The sequence below is a fragment of the Emticicia sp. CRIBPO genome (assembly GCF_009905725.1).
Lineage (GTDB): Bacteria > Bacteroidota > Bacteroidia > Cytophagales > Spirosomataceae > Leadbetterella.
In genome coordinates this window covers 117888-136329 of the sequence record NZ_JAAAKV010000009.1, presented here as the reverse complement: position 1 = coordinate 136329, position 18442 = coordinate 117888, and the positions used below count along the sequence as shown (strand labels likewise).

Here is an 18442-nt window from a genome sequence, read left to right as displayed (position 1 = left end):
AGAAATAAGGTTAACAAATGTTAGTTTCTTTTGCCCCTTAGCCTGCTGAGCGAATTGGGATGTATGTTTAAATAAGACGCGATAAATTTGTCGGGAATTCTCTCGGCTATGCCAGGGTAGGCTGATATGAATTTTGAATAAGCCAATTTGGAATTCGGGCTTTTGAGTATCCTGTTCTTCTTTTCCTGTTCTGCCAGACAGCTCTGATAGATCACCGATAGAAATAAAGCCCCGGAATGCAATGAATGAGATAGCTTTTCAAGGTCTTCTTTTTTTATAAATGCTGTATGCGTGTTCTCCAGGGCCTGAATATGGGATTTGGAAACAGAATTGCTCAGATAGCTTTCTATTGAGAGAGCAAACATTCCTTCATGCATAAAGTTAAGACTGGAAGAGCTTTCATTCCCGTTTTCATCGCAGCGGAAAGTAAATTCTCTTACCAGCCCCTTTCTGATAAAGAAAATCAAATTTGAACTTTCACCTTCTTGCAGCAGGAAAGTCCCCTTTGGAAAATGTTTTTCCTTAAAAAACGAAAAAATGTGTGAGATTTCCTCATCCGTTAAGTTAAGGATATCAAAGTGATCAGGGTTAAGCAGGTACATGTTGTGGTTGTATGTTTTTTCAAATTCGTAATGGATTACGTTTCAAATGTAAAGAAGAAAAACAATAATGCAAGGGCTGGTAAAGTATTTTCGTGTATTTATTAGGTAGAAGTAATTGAACGGGAGTTATTGTTGTTTTTTCAGAATCAGTTTTTTCCAATCTTTGAATAAAACCATGTCATCCCAAAAAAGATGACATGGTCTCATAATCAATCTTCCACCACCCTCACCCCGATATAAGAGGAGGCTTTGCCGGACGTGAAAATTTTATGGGTAGCTTTCTGAAAATCGCTTTCGTCTGCTTTGTAGATATTGACAAATTTCTGAGGGTTGCGGTCAACCAGCGGGAACCAGCTGCTTTGCACCTGGATCATGATTTTATGCCCTTTCTTAAACCTGTGGGCTGCATCCTGCATGTCAAATTTAACGTTCTCAACTTTACCCGGCACCATCGCTTCGGGTTTCGAAAAATTCTTCCTGAACTTCGCCCGCATCACTTCTCCGCGGACCAGCAACTGGAAGCCTCCCATTGCCTTCTGAGGATTAGCAGGGCTGTTATTCGGAGCATCTCCGGGATACACATCGATCAGTTTCACCACAAAATCCGCGTCAGTGCCCGTCGTCGATACAAACAGATCGGCAAATACATTGCCTGATATCGTCACGTCTTCTGTCAGCACATCCGATTCATACACCAGCACATCCGGCCGCTGAGCCGCAAAACGCTGGTCTTCATACATAAAATCAGCTCCTCTGATCACCCTGATGGTAGACGTAAAAGGCACCGGTTTGGCCGGGTCACTGACGTACTCATCAAACGAAGGCTTCGCATTCACTTCCATGATACTCATCGTCGGGTTGAACGAAAGTTTACCGCCCGGATGCAGGTACAGCTTCTTTTCCACCGTGTTTTTAGGCGGCCAGGCATCATACTTCCGCCACTCGTTGGCCCCGGTTTCGAAGATGTAGGCTTTCGGAAGGTCAGGATTGGTTTTGTCTTTTAAATAATGATTAAAAAACGGAAACTCTATCTCAGCCTGGTAAAAAGGACTCGTTTTTGATCCGAAACGGATATCTCCCAACGATTCCCCTGTGCCTCTCGACCATCCGCCATGAATCCATGGTCCCATCACCAGCAGGTTAGGCGACTTCGGCTTGTTCGTTTCTATACCCTGGTAAGCCTTCAAAGGTCCGTATAAGTCTTCCTGGTCAAACCATCCGCCCACGACCATTACGGCAGGTTTGATGTTTTTCAGGTGCGGAACAGGTGTCCTCGACTGCCAGAATTCATTGTATGTCTCATGTTCCATCAGGTCATTCCATATCTTGTTCTGGCCCTTCAGGTATTTCGCGTCCAGGTTTTTGATAGGACCGATGTTCTTATAGAATTCATATCCGTCGGGCGTTCCGTAAGCCGAAAAACCCGGTGTGCCTTTTGAGGACGGGGCAGGCCTCGGAGCTCCGAAAGAAGAAATAAAGGAGAAGGAACCCATCAGGAAAAAAGCCCCGTTGTGGTGACGGTCGTCACCCATCCACCAGTCGGTTACCGGAGCCTGGGGCGAAGCCGCTTTCAAGGCCGGGTGGGCTTCTATGGTCGTCATGGTCGTAAAATACCCCGGAGCTGAAATCCCCCAGGTGCCCACTCTGCCGTTGTTGCCGTCAATATTTTTGGTCAGCCATTCAATCGTGTCATAAGCATCAGAGCTCTCATCCGTATCATTCGGGCCTTTCTTTTTGGTGATGAACGGCCGGTAGCCGTCAAACTCACCCTCAGACATGTATTTTCCTCTGACGTCCTGGTAAACAATGATATAGCCATCTCTCGCAAACAGCATCGAAGGCCCGATCAATGTCTTGTAAAGTGTTTCTCCATAGGGTGCCGAGCTGTAAGGTGTCCTGTTCAGCATGATCGGGTACTGTTTGGTAGCCGAGGCATCCTTAGGTACATAAATAGAAGTAAAAAGCTTAACCCCGTCACGCATCGGGATCATCTTCTCCATTTTGGTGTAATGCTGACGGATATACAGCGAGTCTTCATTGATTTTTCCCTGTGCAAAACTAAGCTGCGAAACCAGGACGAAAAGGATTAACAACCCTCCCTTCATTCCCCCGCAAACAAGATTCGTAAATCTGAATTTTACCATTTTGTTCATTGATGTTTAATTAAATACTTTATAAAAATAGCCCACTCAAAGGATCTCCATTTCCTTCATCCCCGTCCGACGTGGCCGCCCAGGCCGGATGGACTTCTTCCTTCCTCCGTTCTCCTTTTTCCATTGTCCTACAACCTCTGATACACCCTCACATAATCCACCTCATATTTCACCGGGTACCTGCCCGCTGCCGGATCGCCGCCGTTGTTGCCGCCCAAAGCCAGGTTAAGCAGCAGGTAATGAGGCTGCGTGAATGGACTGGTCCCGTCAGGATTAAGCGATTCACTCAGTAAGGCCTCATTCAGCAGTTCATCGTCAAGAAAAAGTTTGATGCTCTTTTCATCCCACTCCATCCGCCAGATATGGAACTTGTTTACCCAGTTTTTATCTTTCGCCGCAAACTTCGAGAAAGGGATCTTGGCCTCGTCCCACTTGGCAGAATACCGTTTTTCTGTTCCCCAGGCCACATTCGCCAGGATCGTCGGCACACCTTTTACCCTGTAAAACTCCATGATGTCAATTTCGCCGTTATGCGGCCATTCTTTTTCGACGCCCAAAGTCCAGATGGCAGGCCAGGCACCCATCGTCGTGTCTATTCTTGCCCGCACCTCAAATCTCCCGAATTTCCACTTGTGCATACCCCGGGTCTGGATGCTCGAAGAGGTATATTCTATAAACTCGCGTTTGGTCCTCCAGTCTTCACTTCCTGCTTTGTAAAGCGGATTAGGTATTTTCGTTTTCCGGCCTTCAATCACCAGCAGGCCGCCTTTGCAATATGCGTTTTCCGGCTGGTACCACTGGTGTTCATTATTTCTCACAAAACCTTTTTCATGTCTCCAACTCGCAGGGTTTGGCGGGCCGGGCTGGTTAAATTCATCATTCCAGACCAGCTTCATTCCTTTGATTTCTACAGGTTTCCGGAAGTCCGGCTGGTCGGCTTTCTGGGCCATCACGAGGTTCGAAACGAAGAGCAGGGAAAAACAACTGAGCAGTTTTTTAAAAGACATTCCTGTTAATAATTAATGGTTGATTAATGATGCCTTGAAAATACTATTTTATTGCTGTTGTTCCAAAGGAATGATCGTCGGAGCAGAAATATCAAAATCCCTTAGCCTGTACGGACGGATACCATCGAAAGCAAATCTCCATGGTGAAGAGATGTCCGGGATATTAGGGTAGAAACCGATCCTGACCTGGAACGTGTTGATCGTCAGGTTCTCATTCCTGATCCGCATCCCCAGTCCGAAGCCGTTGTAGAGTTTACTGGAGAAGAGCGACTGCCCTTTGAGGCTGACCAGGCCAAAATTGGCAAAGGTAAAATACGCAATACGGAAACCCACCAGGCTCCTTCTTGAAAACAAAACCGACTCAATGCCGAGTGTAAGTCTTTTGTCACCCCTCAGACCCGAGCTGTTTACCCCAAGAATCCCCTCTTTGCCGCTGATGTTGAGATAGTCCAGGTCGTCCCTGTTGATACCATAAGTAAACCCGAGGTCAACAAAATGCCGGGTTTGTGCTTTGCCTAATTTGGTGAGCGGAGTGAAATAGGACTGCTGTATATTGAGCGTACCCTGGTCGGCTTTTTTACCGTTGAAGTAGGTCCCGAAATTGACCAGGCTGTAAACATAACCTTTGTATTTAGGCAGATACAAGCCTTTCGCAAACTGTATGCCCCCATAATTACGGCTGCCGAATTCGGTCTGCTCACGCCCGTAAGTCACAGATACCAGGTCGCCTATCGGCACGTCCTCGGTTCGTCCGAAACCGTAAATCAGGATATCCCTCCGGTAATTCCGGGTGGAATAGCCGATGCTCCCCAGCACGGTTTTCCTGTCCCAGTAAATTTTATTGCTGTCCGCACTCACATCCGGTCTCGTCATAAAATTATAACTGCTCCGTCTCGCAGCCAGGATCAGACGCTGGTTTTTACTCCCGAAATTCGTTTTGAATGCCCGCCCATACCAGATATCAGAATAAAAATAACCTACCTGGTATATATAGTCCTTTTCAATGTTGTTGATTTTTAGTTTTTTATACTCTCTTTCTTTGAAATATCCGACCTCAAAAGCCCCCGCGTTTTTGGTTTCGACGGTCAGGAAAGGTCTGGATAAACTTCCTGAAAATTCAGTCAGGTCTTTTTCTGAAATCACGCTGACTTGCCCTGTAATAAAGCTGTTGCCGATATAAGGGATCGTGTAAATGCTCCTGAATCCGAAAGATTTATAAGGATCGTTTTTTTTCCAGGTCACTTTATTCAGGAACGAATTGCCCATCCCCCTGGAGTTTTTTTCTTCAATGCCCAGCTGAAAATCATTAAAACTGCTGAATCCCGCCACAATATTGAGCGACCACACGTCCTGCACCACCACCACAATGTCCACGAAGTTGTCCGCAGGATTGCTGTCCAGCACCAGGATACGGGCGTCATGAATGATCGGGTTGGCCCTCAGAAGCCTTTCATTGTCTTTAAGCCTCTGCGGATTGACAGCGTCACCCTCCTTAAAAAGCAGGAATGAATTACGGATCACCTTTTCCTGGGTATTGGTGTGCAGGGTCTTGCTCAGAAACTCGCCGATCCGGCTTCCCTTACGCGTGGTATCGTTAACACTTCCTCCGAGCACTTCCAGTTGCTGTATCCTGACAGACGTGATGATTTTGCCTTCATATACCTGGAAAGGGTTCGTTTCCAGACCGTTGAGCTCTACTTTTTTGCTGTTACTGTTGTATACATCCCTGAAAACAAACCCGTAGAGTTTACCACCCATTTTACTCTTATTCATCCGGGTTTTCAGCCTGGAATAAATCACACTGTCTTTCTCCGAACGATAATTTTCAAGATCATTGGGAGGCGTGTTTTGTGCGTAGACACCGACTGTCACAAAAAGCAGTAAAACGAGTGCAAATTTCATGGCTAAATCTAGCTTTTTTTAGGAATAATTACGGTATAGGTCGTGTTATTTTTTAGATATACCGGGTGTTTAACTAAATATTAACAGGTATTGCTCCATTCATTTTACTTCACCGGGCCTTCTTCTCCCTTCGAAATAAGAACCCCCACCAGAAACTTCACCACCCTTTATCCCATTTACGCATTTTTTCACTTCTTTGATCAAACTTCCGGGTGATCGCATGAAATTGGTTACCGCAGCGAGAGAACTGCCTCCCGGATTGAAGAGTCTACCAACCCGAATGAAGAATACAGCGACACGAGCGAAGAAACTGGTAACACGAGCAAAGAACCTAGCGACCTGAGTGAAGAATATAGTGACCTGAGTAAAGAATATAGTGACCTGAGTAAAGAACATAGTAACATGAGTGAAGAATATACCGACCCGAGTGAAGAACATAGTGACCCGAGTGAAGAATATGGCGACACGAGCGAAGAACCTGCTAACACGAGAAGAGGAACTACCCACCCGGGTGACAAAACTACCGCTTACCTTCACAATTTTTTGCACGACATGATCAATACCTGTCCCGACTTTTTAAATAGGCTCACCGTAAAGCATCATTTGACTGGGGAGTCGAAAGGTTTTAACTAATGCATATTCAGTGATGACTCCGTCGTTTATCATTCTGCTTCCGTAACGTTCAAAACTGATTATTACATTTTAAATACCTGCAGGTAAAACAACTGAGCGGCAATAAACGTCTATAAAATTCAGGGTTTCATCCATATATTTGACGGCCTCTTTGCCGGATGAACGACCTGTTATGTTCATATTCAGGCTTTCCCGTGTAATTTTCGGGCTATAATCTCGATAACTCACGGAATTTAGCGACAAAGAGACACCTTTACCGCAGGATGTGGAGGGTGGAAAGTATAAACCTGCGTTTACCGGGATATATGTATCATATGCATGGTGAAATGATGGCCTCCATCGCCCAAATTTGGTATTTTCCGGAATAATCATTAGCTTTATTACTTATTCAACTTATTCGTTATGCCAAATTACAAACTGAAAATCAACGGTAAATCTTCTTCCGTTGAAGTTGCAGAAGATACCCCGCTCTTGTGGGTGCTTCGCGATTCCCTTGATCTTTGCGGTACCAAATACGGATGCGGAATTGCCCAGTGCGGAGCATGTACCGTTCACCTTAATGGCACCCCGACCCGCTCTTGTGTACTGCCCGTTTCGGCAGTTGGAACATCCGAAGTCACCACCATCGAAGGGCTTTCCAAAGATGGTTCCCACCCGGTGCAGAAAGCCTGGGATGAAATAGATGTGCCCCAGTGTGGCTATTGCCAGGCCGGGCAGATGATGGTTGCCGCTGCATTGCTCAAACAAAAAGCCAACCCTACGGACGATGACATCGAGCAGGCCATGTCCGGAAACATCTGCAGATGCGGAACCTACCACAGGATTCACGATGCTGTTAAACTTGCCGCTAAAAAAGCTAAGTAATTATTAAAAGGAATGAACATGAAAAACATAGCAGATAACAGCAGACGGAACTTCCTGAAAAATACTTTCGCAGCAGGTGGCGGATTGATCCTCGGATTCAGCTGGATGGGTTCTGAGACCTTCGCCGCTGAAATTGTACAGAATCCTGCCCTCGACGAACTGGCCTTCAATGCCTTTTTGTCCATCTCTCCGAAAGGCAGCGTAACGATATTTTCACCTAACCCCGAAATCGGGCAGGGTATTAAAACGGCCTTTGCCGTCATAGTGGCTGAAGAACTGGACGTCGACTGGAAAGACGTCATCGTGAAACAGGCCAACCTGGATACTAAAAAATACGAAAGACAACTGACCGGCGGCAGCGGGGCCATCAAACACTCGTGGGAGAGGTTACGCAAAGCCGGGGCTACCGCCAAGCAGTTGCTGACCGAAGCCGCTGCCCGGAAATGGGGCGTCAGTGCGTCGACCTGCAAAGCCCAGAAAGGTTTTATCATCAGCAGTACCGGACAGAAACTTTCTTTTGGTGAGTTGGCAGAAGCTGCCGCAAAATTACCCGTTCCGGCAGACGTCAAACTGAAAAAGACCTCCGAGTTCAGCCTCATCGGTAAGACCATCAAGAGTGTGGACAATAAGGATGTATTATTGGGTAAACCTGTTTTCGGATTGGACTATAAGACCGAAGGCATGCTGTATGCCCAGATACAAAGACCTCCGGGATTCGGACAAAAACTCAAATCTTTTGATGCCACAGAAGCCAAAAAACTTCCGGGCATTGTCGATGTCGTTTCTTTCGGCAATAAAGTGGCCATTGTGGGCAAGTCTACCTGGCAGGTCATGAAAGCCAGGGGTGTAGTGAAAATGGAGTGGACCAATGAGAAAGAACTGGAGAGTGATGAAATGCACAATAAGATATTCACCGACCTCATGAACAGCGACAAAGCTGAAGTCAGGAGGAAAGACGGGGATGTGGAAGCTGCATTCAAAAACGCCCATAAAGTAGTTCAGGCTGAATACCAGTGTCCTTTCCTGCCTCACAACCCGATGGAGCCGATGAACTTCTTCGCAGATGTGAAAGGCGATAAGGCAAGACTGGTAGGTCCTACGCAGGTGCCGCAGTCAGCCCAGGGGGCGGTAGCGAAATTGCTCAACATCCCGGTAGACAACATTACGGTGGAACTCACCAAAATGGGAGGGGGCTTCGGCCGCAGACTTAACAATGATTATGCCCTGGAGGCTGCCGAACTGTCAAGCATCATCAAAGCTCCTGTCAAAGTGATGTGGACCAGAGAGGATGACATGGGAGGCGGAATATACAGACCTGCCGTAAGATACAGATTTAAAGCTGCTTTGGACAAAGACGGTAACATGACCGGCTTTATGCTGAGGGGTATCGGGATGAATGCCGGAAACGCGACCAGACAGGACAACTTCCCTGTCGGTGCGGTGGAGAACGTCCTGGTAGATTCATTAGACTATAAATCAGACATCACCACAGGACCTTGGAGGGCACCGATCACCAATTTCCTGGCCTATGCAGAGCAGGCTTTTATGGATGAAGTGGCCTTTGCAGCTGGAAAAGACCCCGTTCAGTTCAGACTCGACCTGCTGGCTAAAGTGAAACAATCGCCGGTAGGCAAGATCACTTACGAACCGGACCGTTTCGAGAAAGTAATCAAAGCCGTAACGGAGAAATCAGGCTGGAGCAAACCTAAAAAAGGCTTCTCGCAGGGATTCAGCGTTTACTTCTCTCACAATTCCTACGTGGCACAGATCGCCGAGATGGAGTTGAAGAAAGGAAAACCGGTGTTGAAAAAAGTATATGCCGTAACAGACTGCGGGATCGTGATCAACCAGAGTGGTGCCCGAAACCAGATTTACGGAGCCATTGTGGACGGACTGGGTCATGCGATGTATGGTAACCTTACTTTCAAGGACGGTAAGCCACAGGAAACCAATTACAATGCTTACCGGCTGATCAAGTACAATGAAGTACCTGAAATCGATGCGTCATTTGTCGACAACGGCATTGACCCGACAGGTTTGGGAGAACCGGCTTTGCCACCGACAGGAGGAGCCCTCGCCAACGCGATCTTCAAGGCAACAGGTAAAAGACTCTATAAGCAACCCTTCTCACTTGAAGGTGAGGAAGTGGAGCAGATGCTGTAATAGCTTAAAACACAAAATCCCGGCAGATGTCAAAGACACTGCCGGGATTTTTTATGATAGATTTTGTTCGTATTAAGGAGAAAGGAATCCGTTTTCCATCTTCCTTTTTCCGTACTCCTTACTCCAGCCTGCATTTTCCTTCCTCCTTTTTCCGTTCTCCTTTATTTCAATAAAACAGGCTCTCCAAATCCCAGATCTTTCAATCTCGGCAGCTGCGTTTTGGCATCTCCGGCCACCAGCCAGATCATTTTGTTGGCATCCAGGTATTGAGCTGCCAGTCTTTGTATTTCCTCACGCGTCATATTTTTCACGATACTTTCCCAGCCTTTGATGTAATCATATTTCCAGCCGTATTTGCTGATGTTTTCCAGCATACCGAGTTTCGCATTGGCCGTTTCAAAAGACCTGGCCTGGCTTTTCACCAGGAATCCCTGCGTGGTTTCAAGGTCTTTTGCTAAGTAATTTTTACCATAATTGAGCAGAATGTCTTTGATCAGCTGCAGCGACTCAAGGGTCACGTTCGACCTCACCCCACTGGATATATCAAAAACACCCAGGTCTTTCGATCCGCTGAAACCGGACCTGATGCCGTAGGTATAGCCTTTACCTTCACGCAGTTGCTGAGTCAGTTGTGACGCAAAACCGCCACCACCTAAGATATAATTAGCTACTGTGGCAGGATAATAATCTTTCGAAGTCGCTGCCAGTGCCGGGTAACCGATTCTCAATACCGACTGCTTGGCATCCGGGATGTCATAGAAATATACTTTTGCCTGGGTGGGGGCTACAGGAACCTGCAGGACAGGAATATTTACCTGTTTAGGTTTCCACTTTGACGAAAGGCCTGTTAATGAATTGACGATTACACTTTTATCCAGCGATCCTACGACATTCAGCGTGGTCACAGAAGGTGAAACAGCCTGGTTATAGAATGCTTTCAGATCTTCGATGGTGAGGCCTTTTACTTCATCTTCCGTTCCCAGGATATTTTTGGCATAGACATGGCCTTTGCCGTAAACCAGCTCGTTGAAATGATTCTGGGCAATGCTGTTCGGGTTTGCCTCCTGCTGACGGATCTGGCTCAGCACCGCCTGTTTCTGCAGCTTGAATTCTTCCGCATCCCAACGCGGTTTCAGGAGGATTTCTTCTGTCAGTTTAAGCGTAGCCTCATAGTTTTTGGCCAGCGTATTGACACTGATGTTAATGGCTTCTTTGTCTGCCGAAACCCTGATTTGTGCACCCAGCTGCTGGATGGCTTCTTCAAGCTCCTGAGGGGTTTTGGTCTGTGTTCCCTGCATCATCAGCCTGGCTGCAAGATTCGCCACACCTGTTTTGCCGGGAGCTTCCAGCAGTTGCCCGCCTTTGATAGAAAGATTAAATTGTACCAGCGGCACTTCGGTGTTTTTGATCCCGAAAATGCCGATGCCGTTTTTAAGTTTCTGTTCCCAGATGGCCGGTATTTTTACTTCCGGAGACTTACCGTAGGCAGGTTCCACACTTCTGTCGAAGGTAGAAGGCGTACGCTCGTAAGTAGCGGCGATCGAGGAATCGAAAGTTTTCTCAGCCCCGGTGACGATCTTTTCTTCCACTACTTCTGCTTTAGCAGACCCCTCGAGGGCCAGGTCTGCTTTGCCTTTCGGTACAAAACTGGTGGCCACATAGTTTTTGCCTTTGAGGTACTTTTCATATACCCTGATCACATCGGCAGGGGTAACGGCGAGGATGTTTTTAATGTCTTTTTCCACATAGCCGGGATCACCCGCAAAGATACTGTAGTGGGCCAGGGTAGAGCTTTTGCCTAATACGCTGGACAATGAATTATAGAATTGTCTTTCCTGTCCGGCTTTGATGCGGTTCAGGTCTTTTTCAGAAATACCTTCCTTTTCAAACAGGGCAAAAGCCTCTGTTATCCCTTTTGAAACCTCATCCAGGTCTTTATCAGCAAAAGCCCTGACAGATAAAAGCAGCTGACCGGCTACTTCAGATTCATAAGTATTGATCCTTACATCGGACGTCAGTTTTTTATCCTCTACCAAAACCTTGTAAAGCGGAGCCTTTTTCCCGGTCGAAAGGTACTCGGCCAATACAGAAAGCGGATAGGCATCAGGATGGAATTCTTCTACTGTCGGCCAGGTATAAGTCAGTTCCGGCAGTCTGGCAAAGTTATCTTCATGATAAAGTTTTACCGTGGCTTTCAGTGAACCCGGGTCTTTCGGTAAGGCAGGAATTTCCTCACCTTTCTTAATTTCATCAAAATATTTAATCACCCATTGTTTAGCCTGTACCGTATCAAAGTCTCCGGCAACTACCAGCGTCACATTATTAGGGACATACCACCTGCGGAAAAATTCCTTCACATCAGCCAGGGTAGCATTGTCAAGGTCTTCCAGTGAACCGATCACTTCCCAGTTGTACGGGTGTGTGGTTGGAAAGAGGGCCTTGCTTATTACGTAATGCGTATGACCGTAGGGGGCGTTGTCATAGCTTTGTCTTTTTTCGTTTTTAACGACCTGTTTTTCTTTAGTCAGTACTTCTTCAGTAACGGTATTGATAAACCAGCCGAGTTTGTCGGCTTCAGCCCACAGCATTTTTTCGAGGGCATCATTGGGCACAGTCTGCAGGTAATTGGTGCGGTCGCGGGAGGTGGAGCCATTGGCACCGGAGCCACCTATGCGGGCCGATAATTTATCAAGACCTCCTTTGCCCAGGTTCTCAGATTCCAGGAAAAGCAGGTGTTCAAAAAGGTGGGCAAAGCCCGTGCGGCCTGCTTTTTCCCTGGCAGAACCCACGTGGGCGGTCAGGTTGACTGCCACGACAGGGTCGGAGCGGTCTACATGGAATATCACCTTCAGTCCATTCTTGAGGGTAAAGGTTTCATAGCCGATTTTCAGGCCGGGGTTTTGTGAAAAGGCTGGAATAAGAATGGCTGAAAGCAGTAACACAGCCAGGAAACGGGCAATTTTCATGAAATGATGTTTTTGTAATAAAGATAAAGAAAAGCATGCAAAAGATGCATGCTTTCCGGGATTTAGTGATAGAAGATCAGGTGTAAATACTTTTTCGGGAAGCTTTTTCAGACTGGTGTTGTGTGGAAGACGCCACGGTTCAGCGGCTGATGAGGTTCAATTCATTTTTGAGGGGGTGATTTTCAGGTTGGTAAATGACACGTCAGATACTACGCCGGCCCATAAAAATATTTTGCCTGAACGGGTGTTGCTCAGTTTCTCCACCACCAGACTGGGTTTCGGAGAGTCGTTCACAAATACCTGGATGTTCTTTCCTTTAATGACGATTTTAGCATGAAACCACCCGTCAGGGTCCGGCACAGGATTGACTTTGTTCTCATATTTACCCGGAAAATCCTTCCTTAATTTATCCCACGGGAAATCAGGATGGTGCACATACTGTACTGCACGCCACCGTCTGACGGTATCGGAATTCATAAAATTGAAAGGGCGGAAATAAATGCCGTCAAAAGTTTTATCTTCCTGAAGATGGAAGCCTATTCCTACAAAACTCTTTTGAAGTACATTCCGGCCTTTGATGTCGAATTCGATGGTTCCGTCGGAAAACTCAAAGTTGTTGAGTATCATGCCTCCGTCTTCTTCATTTTCATTCATATAAATGCCTTTTCTGTCGCCATCTGTAATGTTGGTCACCTTCCGGTTCAGTACCGTCCATTTGGAAGGATCGTTCAGGTCGGGCGTAATGGTCTGTCCTTCAGCCATAAAGCTCAGCGAAAAAATGAGCAGTACGCAGGTGATGATCTTCTTTGTCATATTGTTAATGTTTAAATGATGATAAATAGACGCTATTTCTTTCTCCCTTCTCCTTTCCACCTTTCTCCTTTACCTGATCTCTTCAGTATTAACAAGCCTCGCCACAATTCCCCATCCGTAAAAGTCGTTGGCTATGGCGATCAGCACCTCATTGTCGCCGGCATTCAGTGGTAACACGAAGGAACTGTTCTCCAGCGAGCAGCGGCCGTCCGGTTCTTTGTGGGGTTGGGTACCATAGAGGTTTTTATCAATGTGGACCAACTTCTTATTGACAAATACCCATACTTCATCACTGAACCCGAGGTTAATCTTTTTATTTTGGGCGATGGAAGAATTGATGTTGGTTTTTAACCAGGCGATCCTGCGGGCATCTCCTTTACCGAATTTCCGGGTGAGGTTGATCAGTCCCATTCTTTCAGCTTCTATGTCTTCCCATTTCGTCTCGGCAGTCGGTATCTGCTCATAGCTGAAATCAACTTTCGGAAGGGTATTCATGGCATTACTTACCTGCCAGTTTCTGAGATACCTCGGGTCATGATGGCTCGGATCAATGCCTGCTGCGGGCGAAAGTCCTTCGGTCTGGCCCGGTTTGATGACCAGGTTAGCCAGTATTCCGAAGCCTTCAAAAGCGATCCCGCCTTCGCTGACGTCGGTCTCCAATTGCGGAATTTCCAGGGCAGGCTTTTGCATGTTGTTGACGTAAGCCTTCATTTGTTTGCCTGAAATCACCAGTTTGACATGATTCCATTGACCGGTTTTAAAGTCTGCATTGGCCTGATAATGGTACAGCATATCCCAGAGGTTAACGCCGTCTATCACCGGAGCGTACTGGATCGCGTCTGTGGCTTTCGGGAAACCCGCCCTTGCCGTTCTGAAATAAAAACACTCTGCGTTTTTGTCGTCTTTTCTCCTGAAGTAAAAAGTAAAAAAAGCAGGATCAAGCGGGTCCATGTCAAATTCAATGGTGCCGTCTTTGAAATCCTTGTTTTTAAGGACTACCCGGGCAGAATTAGCAGTGATTTTCATGGAAGGTACCGAATTGTGATCCGTAAACACTACCTTGCCTGGAGCGAAATCCCAGTTCTCAGCTTTGAGCGGAATGACTTCTGCTACAGGAGCCGGCGGAGGCGAGGCGGATGTTTTGCTTTTCTTTTGTGCGAGGGCTGAGACGCTGATGAGCATACAGCATAAATAAATGATTTGCTTTTTCATAATTGATGTAATTAATAAGGTGAACTTACAGATCCGGGGTCAAAGTTGAAAAGTATCAGGAATTATGACAATTCACGGGTTGTACAAGTTGGAACAAGCGTAAAATCGCAGGTTTATTATTATCTTTATCCTTAAATTTGCACGGAATATGAGCAAAATCACGCAGGAAGAATTAATAGAAAAAGCCAGGATAATGATCGCCGCCCGCTTAGGTTGGGGTGACAGCAAAGACTGGCTCAATCAGGATTTTATAAACCTGAGCGAGAAGATATTTGAAAAAAACGGGGTTTCTCTCAGTCACCAGACACTCAAGAGACTTTGGGGCAAAGTAAAATACGAGAGCCTGCCCAACACACATACCCTTAACACCCTCGCCCAGTACCTGGATTATGAAAACTGGCTGGAGTTCAGGTTTAAACAGGAGCAGGAAACACAGGTTGAAGAACCGGTAGTTGTGATACCGGAGCAAAAAAACAAATCCGATTTCAAACGTTATGTGATCTGGTCCGGAGCCGCCATTCTGCTGGCGGTCGTACTGATCAACATCATCTCGGGCCGGGCGGCAGACCCTGATCCGAAAGATTATGCTTTCAGCAGCAAGAAAGTAGTCAGTGAAGGAATCCCCAATTCGGTGATATTTGACCTGGATGCGGCCAAGTCTCCGGACGATTCTGTGATCATACAACAATCGTGGGATAATCGTTTACAATCAAGAGTGCATAAGAATCAGAAACAACATACTTCTATTTATTATTATCCGGGCTATTTCAATGCCAAGCTGATTGTCGGCAATACCATTGTTAAAGAGCATGGTCTGTTGATAAAGTCGTCAGGCTGGATGCCGATCATCAGGCGAAGCCCGGTGCCGGTGTATCTGAAAAACGAAGAAGTGATCACCAACGGGAAAATGAGCGTCAGTCAGGAGCAGATTGCGAAAGAAAATGTCAGCTTGAAGCCCGAGCCTCCGGAGGTACTCTTTACTAATATCCAGGATTACGGAGAGATTTATTCCGATGATTTTGAGTTCGAAACTTCCTTTAAGAATGACGTCAGCGGAGGTTCATCGGTTTGTCAGTATACCACCGTCTATCTTCAGTGCCAGGGCAATGTCATCTGGGCTAATTTCAGTGCCAAAGGTTGTGTTTCAGATCTTAATCTTGTTTTTACCGGGCATTTTCAGGATGGAAAGAAAAAAGACCTTTCCGGTTTCGGGGTTGATTTCAATGATTTTGTGAAACTGAAAATCGTCTCAAAAGGAGGGAAGGCCGTTCTGATGGTCAATGACAAGGTGGCCTATGAAGTCAATGACAAGATTGACAAAGCTAAAATCATCGGGATATCTTTCAATTTTCATGGAACGGGTACTGTCGATTACGTTAAGTTGTCGAACAAAAAAGTGCATTTTGAGGATAACTTCGGGGATGGCATTTAACTGGCAGATTTAATTTTAATATCTCTGTTCTTCTTTTGCAATCCATGGAATTTCGCGGATATTTGCAGGATGTTCAGACAGATTTTCAACGCTTATAAAAGTTCTTTCATTGGCCTCAGCCGTGAGACCTGGTTACTGAGTATCGTCATGTTTATTAACCGGAGCGGTTACATGGCTGTGCCTTTTATGAGTTTGTATGTCACCCAGTTTCTGCACCGCCCGCCTTCTGATGCGGGTCTTATCATTACATTATTTGGTGTGGGATCAATCATCGGGGCCTCGGCAGGAGGGAAGCTCACCGACATGATCGGTTTCAGGCCCGTTCAGATTTTCTCCTCTATCATCAGCGGACTGTTTTTCCTGCTTTTTTCTATGGTGACTCATTTCGCGTTGCTGTGCTTACTGACTATTATCATCAGCTTTTTTGCAGAGGCTTTCCGTCCGGCTAATTTTACGGCCATTGCGGCTTATGCAGCTCCCAATACAGAGACACGTTCGTATTCACTGAACAGGCTGATGATCAACATCGGCTGGGCTGTCGGGAGTAGCCTGGGTGGCGTGATGGCTTCTATTAATTACAAGCTCCTGTTTATTGTAGACGGTTCGGTGAGCATTATTGCCGGTTTAAGTATATTGTGGCTTTTGCCTTCCGCCAAAGCCTTCAGAAAGAGGACCAAAGAAAAACTCCTGAACATCAAAGTCAGAAAGCCCTGGGAAGATGCTCTTTTTATGAAATTCATCGTTCTGGCCACTGTATTTACCACCTGTTTTTTTCTTAATTTCAGGGTGGTGCCCTTGTTTTACAAAGAAGAATGGCACATCAATGAGTGGATGATCGGTATGCTGCTCGGACTGAACGGGGTCATTATCGCCATTTTTGAACTGGTGCTGATCAGTAAAATCGAAAACAGGAAATCGCCGGTCTTCTTCATCATGATCGGAGTCTTGTTCATGGCTTCTTCCTATGCTTTGCTGTTGCTGCCAAAATCTATACCTATTCTTATTGCTGTTTTATCGGTGACATTGATTACCATAGGTGAAATGTTTGCCCTGCCATTTGTCAATACTTTTGTGATCAGCAGAAGCAATGAATATAACCGCGGGCAATATGCCGCCGGGCATACTTTAAGCTGGTCGGTGGCCCAGGTCATCGGACCCACCAGCGGTTTTTACCTGGCCGAAAGATGGGGGTATAACTCCCTTTGGCTTACGCTTACCTTTGTTTTGATCTGCTGTGCTTTTGGCTTCAGATTACTCGGGCAGAGAAATGGAGGGTTGGAGTGAATTGATAATTTCTATAAACATTTGACCCTTTCAGGGTCCCGAAAAGACCAATTACATTCTTCCTCTGCGAATGAATCTGAAGGATTCAAATGTTTACAGAGAGTGACCCCAGCGGGGTCAAATATTTGTAGAAAAACATGTTTCCCCTGAAATTCACGACCCCAGCGGGGTCGCATATTCGTTTTGGCTCTATCTAATAATTGCCATTCCGCATTACGTGGAGGTCATCAGAATCTATGCCGCCGTTTGGCCCCGGCGAATCTGTCTGTGACGATGTGGTTGTTGTGAATCTGCGAGTTTATTGAATTCATTTGGGATGAATATTTTGAAAACCGAAACACCGCACAAAATCTTCAAACCACTTTTTTTTCAATTGATAAAAAAATAAGCCTGCCGAAAATCAGCAGGCTTATTGTATTTGTAACGTCTATTTCTCCACTATTTCTTTTTACGCACGTAAATGTTGCCGTTGCTTGACTTGAGGTCTATGGTCACCCCTCCGCCGTTAATGGTACCCTCAAAATTATCCGGGGTTCTGTTGCCGACATAGGCATAAGCTTTTTGTCCGGGGTATTCATCCCTGTTGATGTTAACCTTGTTGTTTACCTGACCTTCTCCGTTGATCGTTACCACTCCTGTTTTCTCGACAGCAGCTACTTTCCCTGAAACGGAAGTAGAAGCCGAGGTATTTTCCTTCACTTCTTTTTTGACTCCGACAATATCAAGGTCTGTAAACAGGTCGCCGTAATAGCTTTTTATTTTCAGATTGGCTTTCGTATCTGCCGGCAGGGTGATGTCTATGGCATCCCTGGCGTGGATCGAACTAGGTGAGCTTTGATTGACTTTGGTGTAGCTTACAAAGATTCTCCCTTTCTGATTATTGGCTACCAATGGCCCGGTGATGTCATTCAGGAAAAGTTTGGTCGCAAAAGACTCTACCTCAATCTCACCTGCAATGTCGCTGATCGTTAATTTGTTTGTTCCCCATCCCTGAGTTTCTGTCACATTAAGGTTCAGATTTTTAGGCACCTTGATGATGAGCACTCCGGCATATTTGTTCTTCGGAACGGTTATTTTAAGGGTACTGCCCTCCACTTCCACATTGGCACCCAATCCGGTATTGTCCACTACTCCGTCTGTAAATAACCTGAGACCTTCTGCTTCTTTCGGTAATTCTTTACGGTTTTCACCGGTTTGCTCCAGTATCACGTCGGCTCCGTCATATCCCTCGATCTCAACGGTGGTTTGCTGGATGTTTATCAATACTTTTTTGCCTTGTCCGCTGAAAGGTACCCTGAATGGTTTGGTTTGAGCCATGGCTGAGCTGATGATCAAACTCAGCACTATGATCATTACATTTTTCATTTTTACTTGATTTTTCATTTTTGTATTTTAGGTTTATTATCCTTGA

General features: G+C 46.0%; 13 protein-coding genes. 5 read left to right on the top strand and 8 right to left on the bottom strand.

The window, feature by feature from the left end; genetic code table 11:
• Positions 1 to 20: 20 nt before the first annotated feature.
• The 4 genes from GVN16_RS19120 to GVN16_RS19105 form a co-directional block, all read right to left on the bottom strand.
• The gene (locus GVN16_RS19120; RefSeq protein ID WP_166565540.1) at positions 21 to 602 is read right to left on the bottom strand and encodes a Crp/Fnr family transcriptional regulator; all 582 of its coding nucleotides are present in this window, start codon (positions 600 to 602) and stop codon (positions 21 to 23) included.
• A 209-nt stretch (positions 603 to 811) separates the two neighbouring features.
• Positions 812 to 2746, bottom strand: coding sequence for a CocE/NonD family hydrolase (locus GVN16_RS19115; RefSeq protein WP_229244242.1), 1935 nt, complete (start codon positions 2744 to 2746; stop codon positions 812 to 814).
• Between the two features lie 137 nt (positions 2747 to 2883).
• Positions 2884 to 3762, bottom strand: coding sequence for a family 16 glycosylhydrolase (locus tag GVN16_RS19110; RefSeq protein ID WP_229244241.1), 879 nt, complete (start codon positions 3760 to 3762; stop codon positions 2884 to 2886).
• Between the two features lie 48 nt (positions 3763 to 3810).
• Positions 3811 to 5664 carry a hypothetical protein gene (locus GVN16_RS19105; RefSeq protein WP_166565539.1) on the bottom strand — a complete coding sequence of 618 codons (1854 nt, stop codon included), beginning with the start codon at positions 5662 to 5664 and terminating at the stop codon, positions 3811 to 3813.
• A gap of 402 nt (positions 5665 to 6066) precedes the next feature.
• On the opposite strand from GVN16_RS19105, the gene GVN16_RS19100 reads away from it, so the two are divergent.
• The 3 genes from GVN16_RS19100 (at position 6067) to GVN16_RS19090 (ending at position 9324) form a co-directional block, all read left to right on the top strand.
• Positions 6067 to 6297, top strand: coding sequence for a hypothetical protein (locus GVN16_RS19100; protein WP_166565538.1), 231 nt, complete (start codon positions 6067 to 6069; stop codon positions 6295 to 6297).
• A gap of 402 nt (positions 6298 to 6699) precedes the next feature.
• Positions 6700 to 7161, top strand: a complete 462-nt coding sequence (locus GVN16_RS19095; RefSeq protein ID WP_166565537.1) for a (2Fe-2S)-binding protein — start codon at positions 6700 to 6702, stop codon at positions 7159 to 7161.
• Positions 7162 to 7179: 18 nt separating this feature from the next.
• On the top strand, positions 7180 to 9324 hold the full coding sequence (locus GVN16_RS19090) for a xanthine dehydrogenase family protein molybdopterin-binding subunit (RefSeq protein WP_166565536.1): 2145 nt from the start codon (positions 7180 to 7182) through the stop codon (positions 9322 to 9324).
• A gap of 161 nt (positions 9325 to 9485) precedes the next feature.
• Here the strand turns inward: GVN16_RS19090 and GVN16_RS19085 are convergent, their stop codons facing one another.
• The 3 genes from GVN16_RS19085 to GVN16_RS19075 form a co-directional block, all read right to left on the bottom strand.
• The gene (locus GVN16_RS19085) at positions 9486 to 12290 is read right to left on the bottom strand and encodes a pitrilysin family protein (RefSeq protein WP_166565535.1); all 2805 of its coding nucleotides are present in this window, start codon (positions 12288 to 12290) and stop codon (positions 9486 to 9488) included.
• A 156-nt stretch (positions 12291 to 12446) separates the two neighbouring features.
• Positions 12447 to 13103, bottom strand: a complete 657-nt coding sequence (locus GVN16_RS19080; protein ID WP_166565534.1) for a family 16 glycoside hydrolase — start codon at positions 13101 to 13103, stop codon at positions 12447 to 12449.
• A gap of 69 nt (positions 13104 to 13172) precedes the next feature.
• Positions 13173 to 14315, bottom strand: a complete 1143-nt coding sequence (locus tag GVN16_RS19075; protein WP_166565533.1) for a hypothetical protein — start codon at positions 14313 to 14315, stop codon at positions 13173 to 13175.
• A 148-nt stretch (positions 14316 to 14463) separates the two neighbouring features.
• On the opposite strand from GVN16_RS19075, the gene GVN16_RS19070 reads away from it, so the two are divergent.
• Together GVN16_RS19070 and GVN16_RS19065 are read left to right on the top strand one after the other, a co-directional pair.
• Positions 14464 to 15747, top strand: a complete 1284-nt coding sequence (locus GVN16_RS19070; protein ID WP_166565532.1) for a hypothetical protein — start codon at positions 14464 to 14466, stop codon at positions 15745 to 15747.
• Positions 15748 to 15816: 69 nt separating this feature from the next.
• Positions 15817 to 17031 carry an MFS transporter gene (locus GVN16_RS19065; protein WP_166565531.1) on the top strand — a complete coding sequence of 405 codons (1215 nt, stop codon included), beginning with the start codon at positions 15817 to 15819 and terminating at the stop codon, positions 17029 to 17031.
• Between the two features lie 438 nt (positions 17032 to 17469).
• On the opposite strand, the gene GVN16_RS19060 is transcribed toward GVN16_RS19065, so the two are convergent.
• A complete protein-coding gene (locus GVN16_RS19060) occupies positions 17470 to 18414 on the bottom strand; it encodes a DUF4097 domain-containing protein (protein ID WP_166565530.1) in 945 nt (314 codons plus the stop codon).
• Between the last annotated feature and the right edge of the window lie 28 nt (positions 18415 to 18442).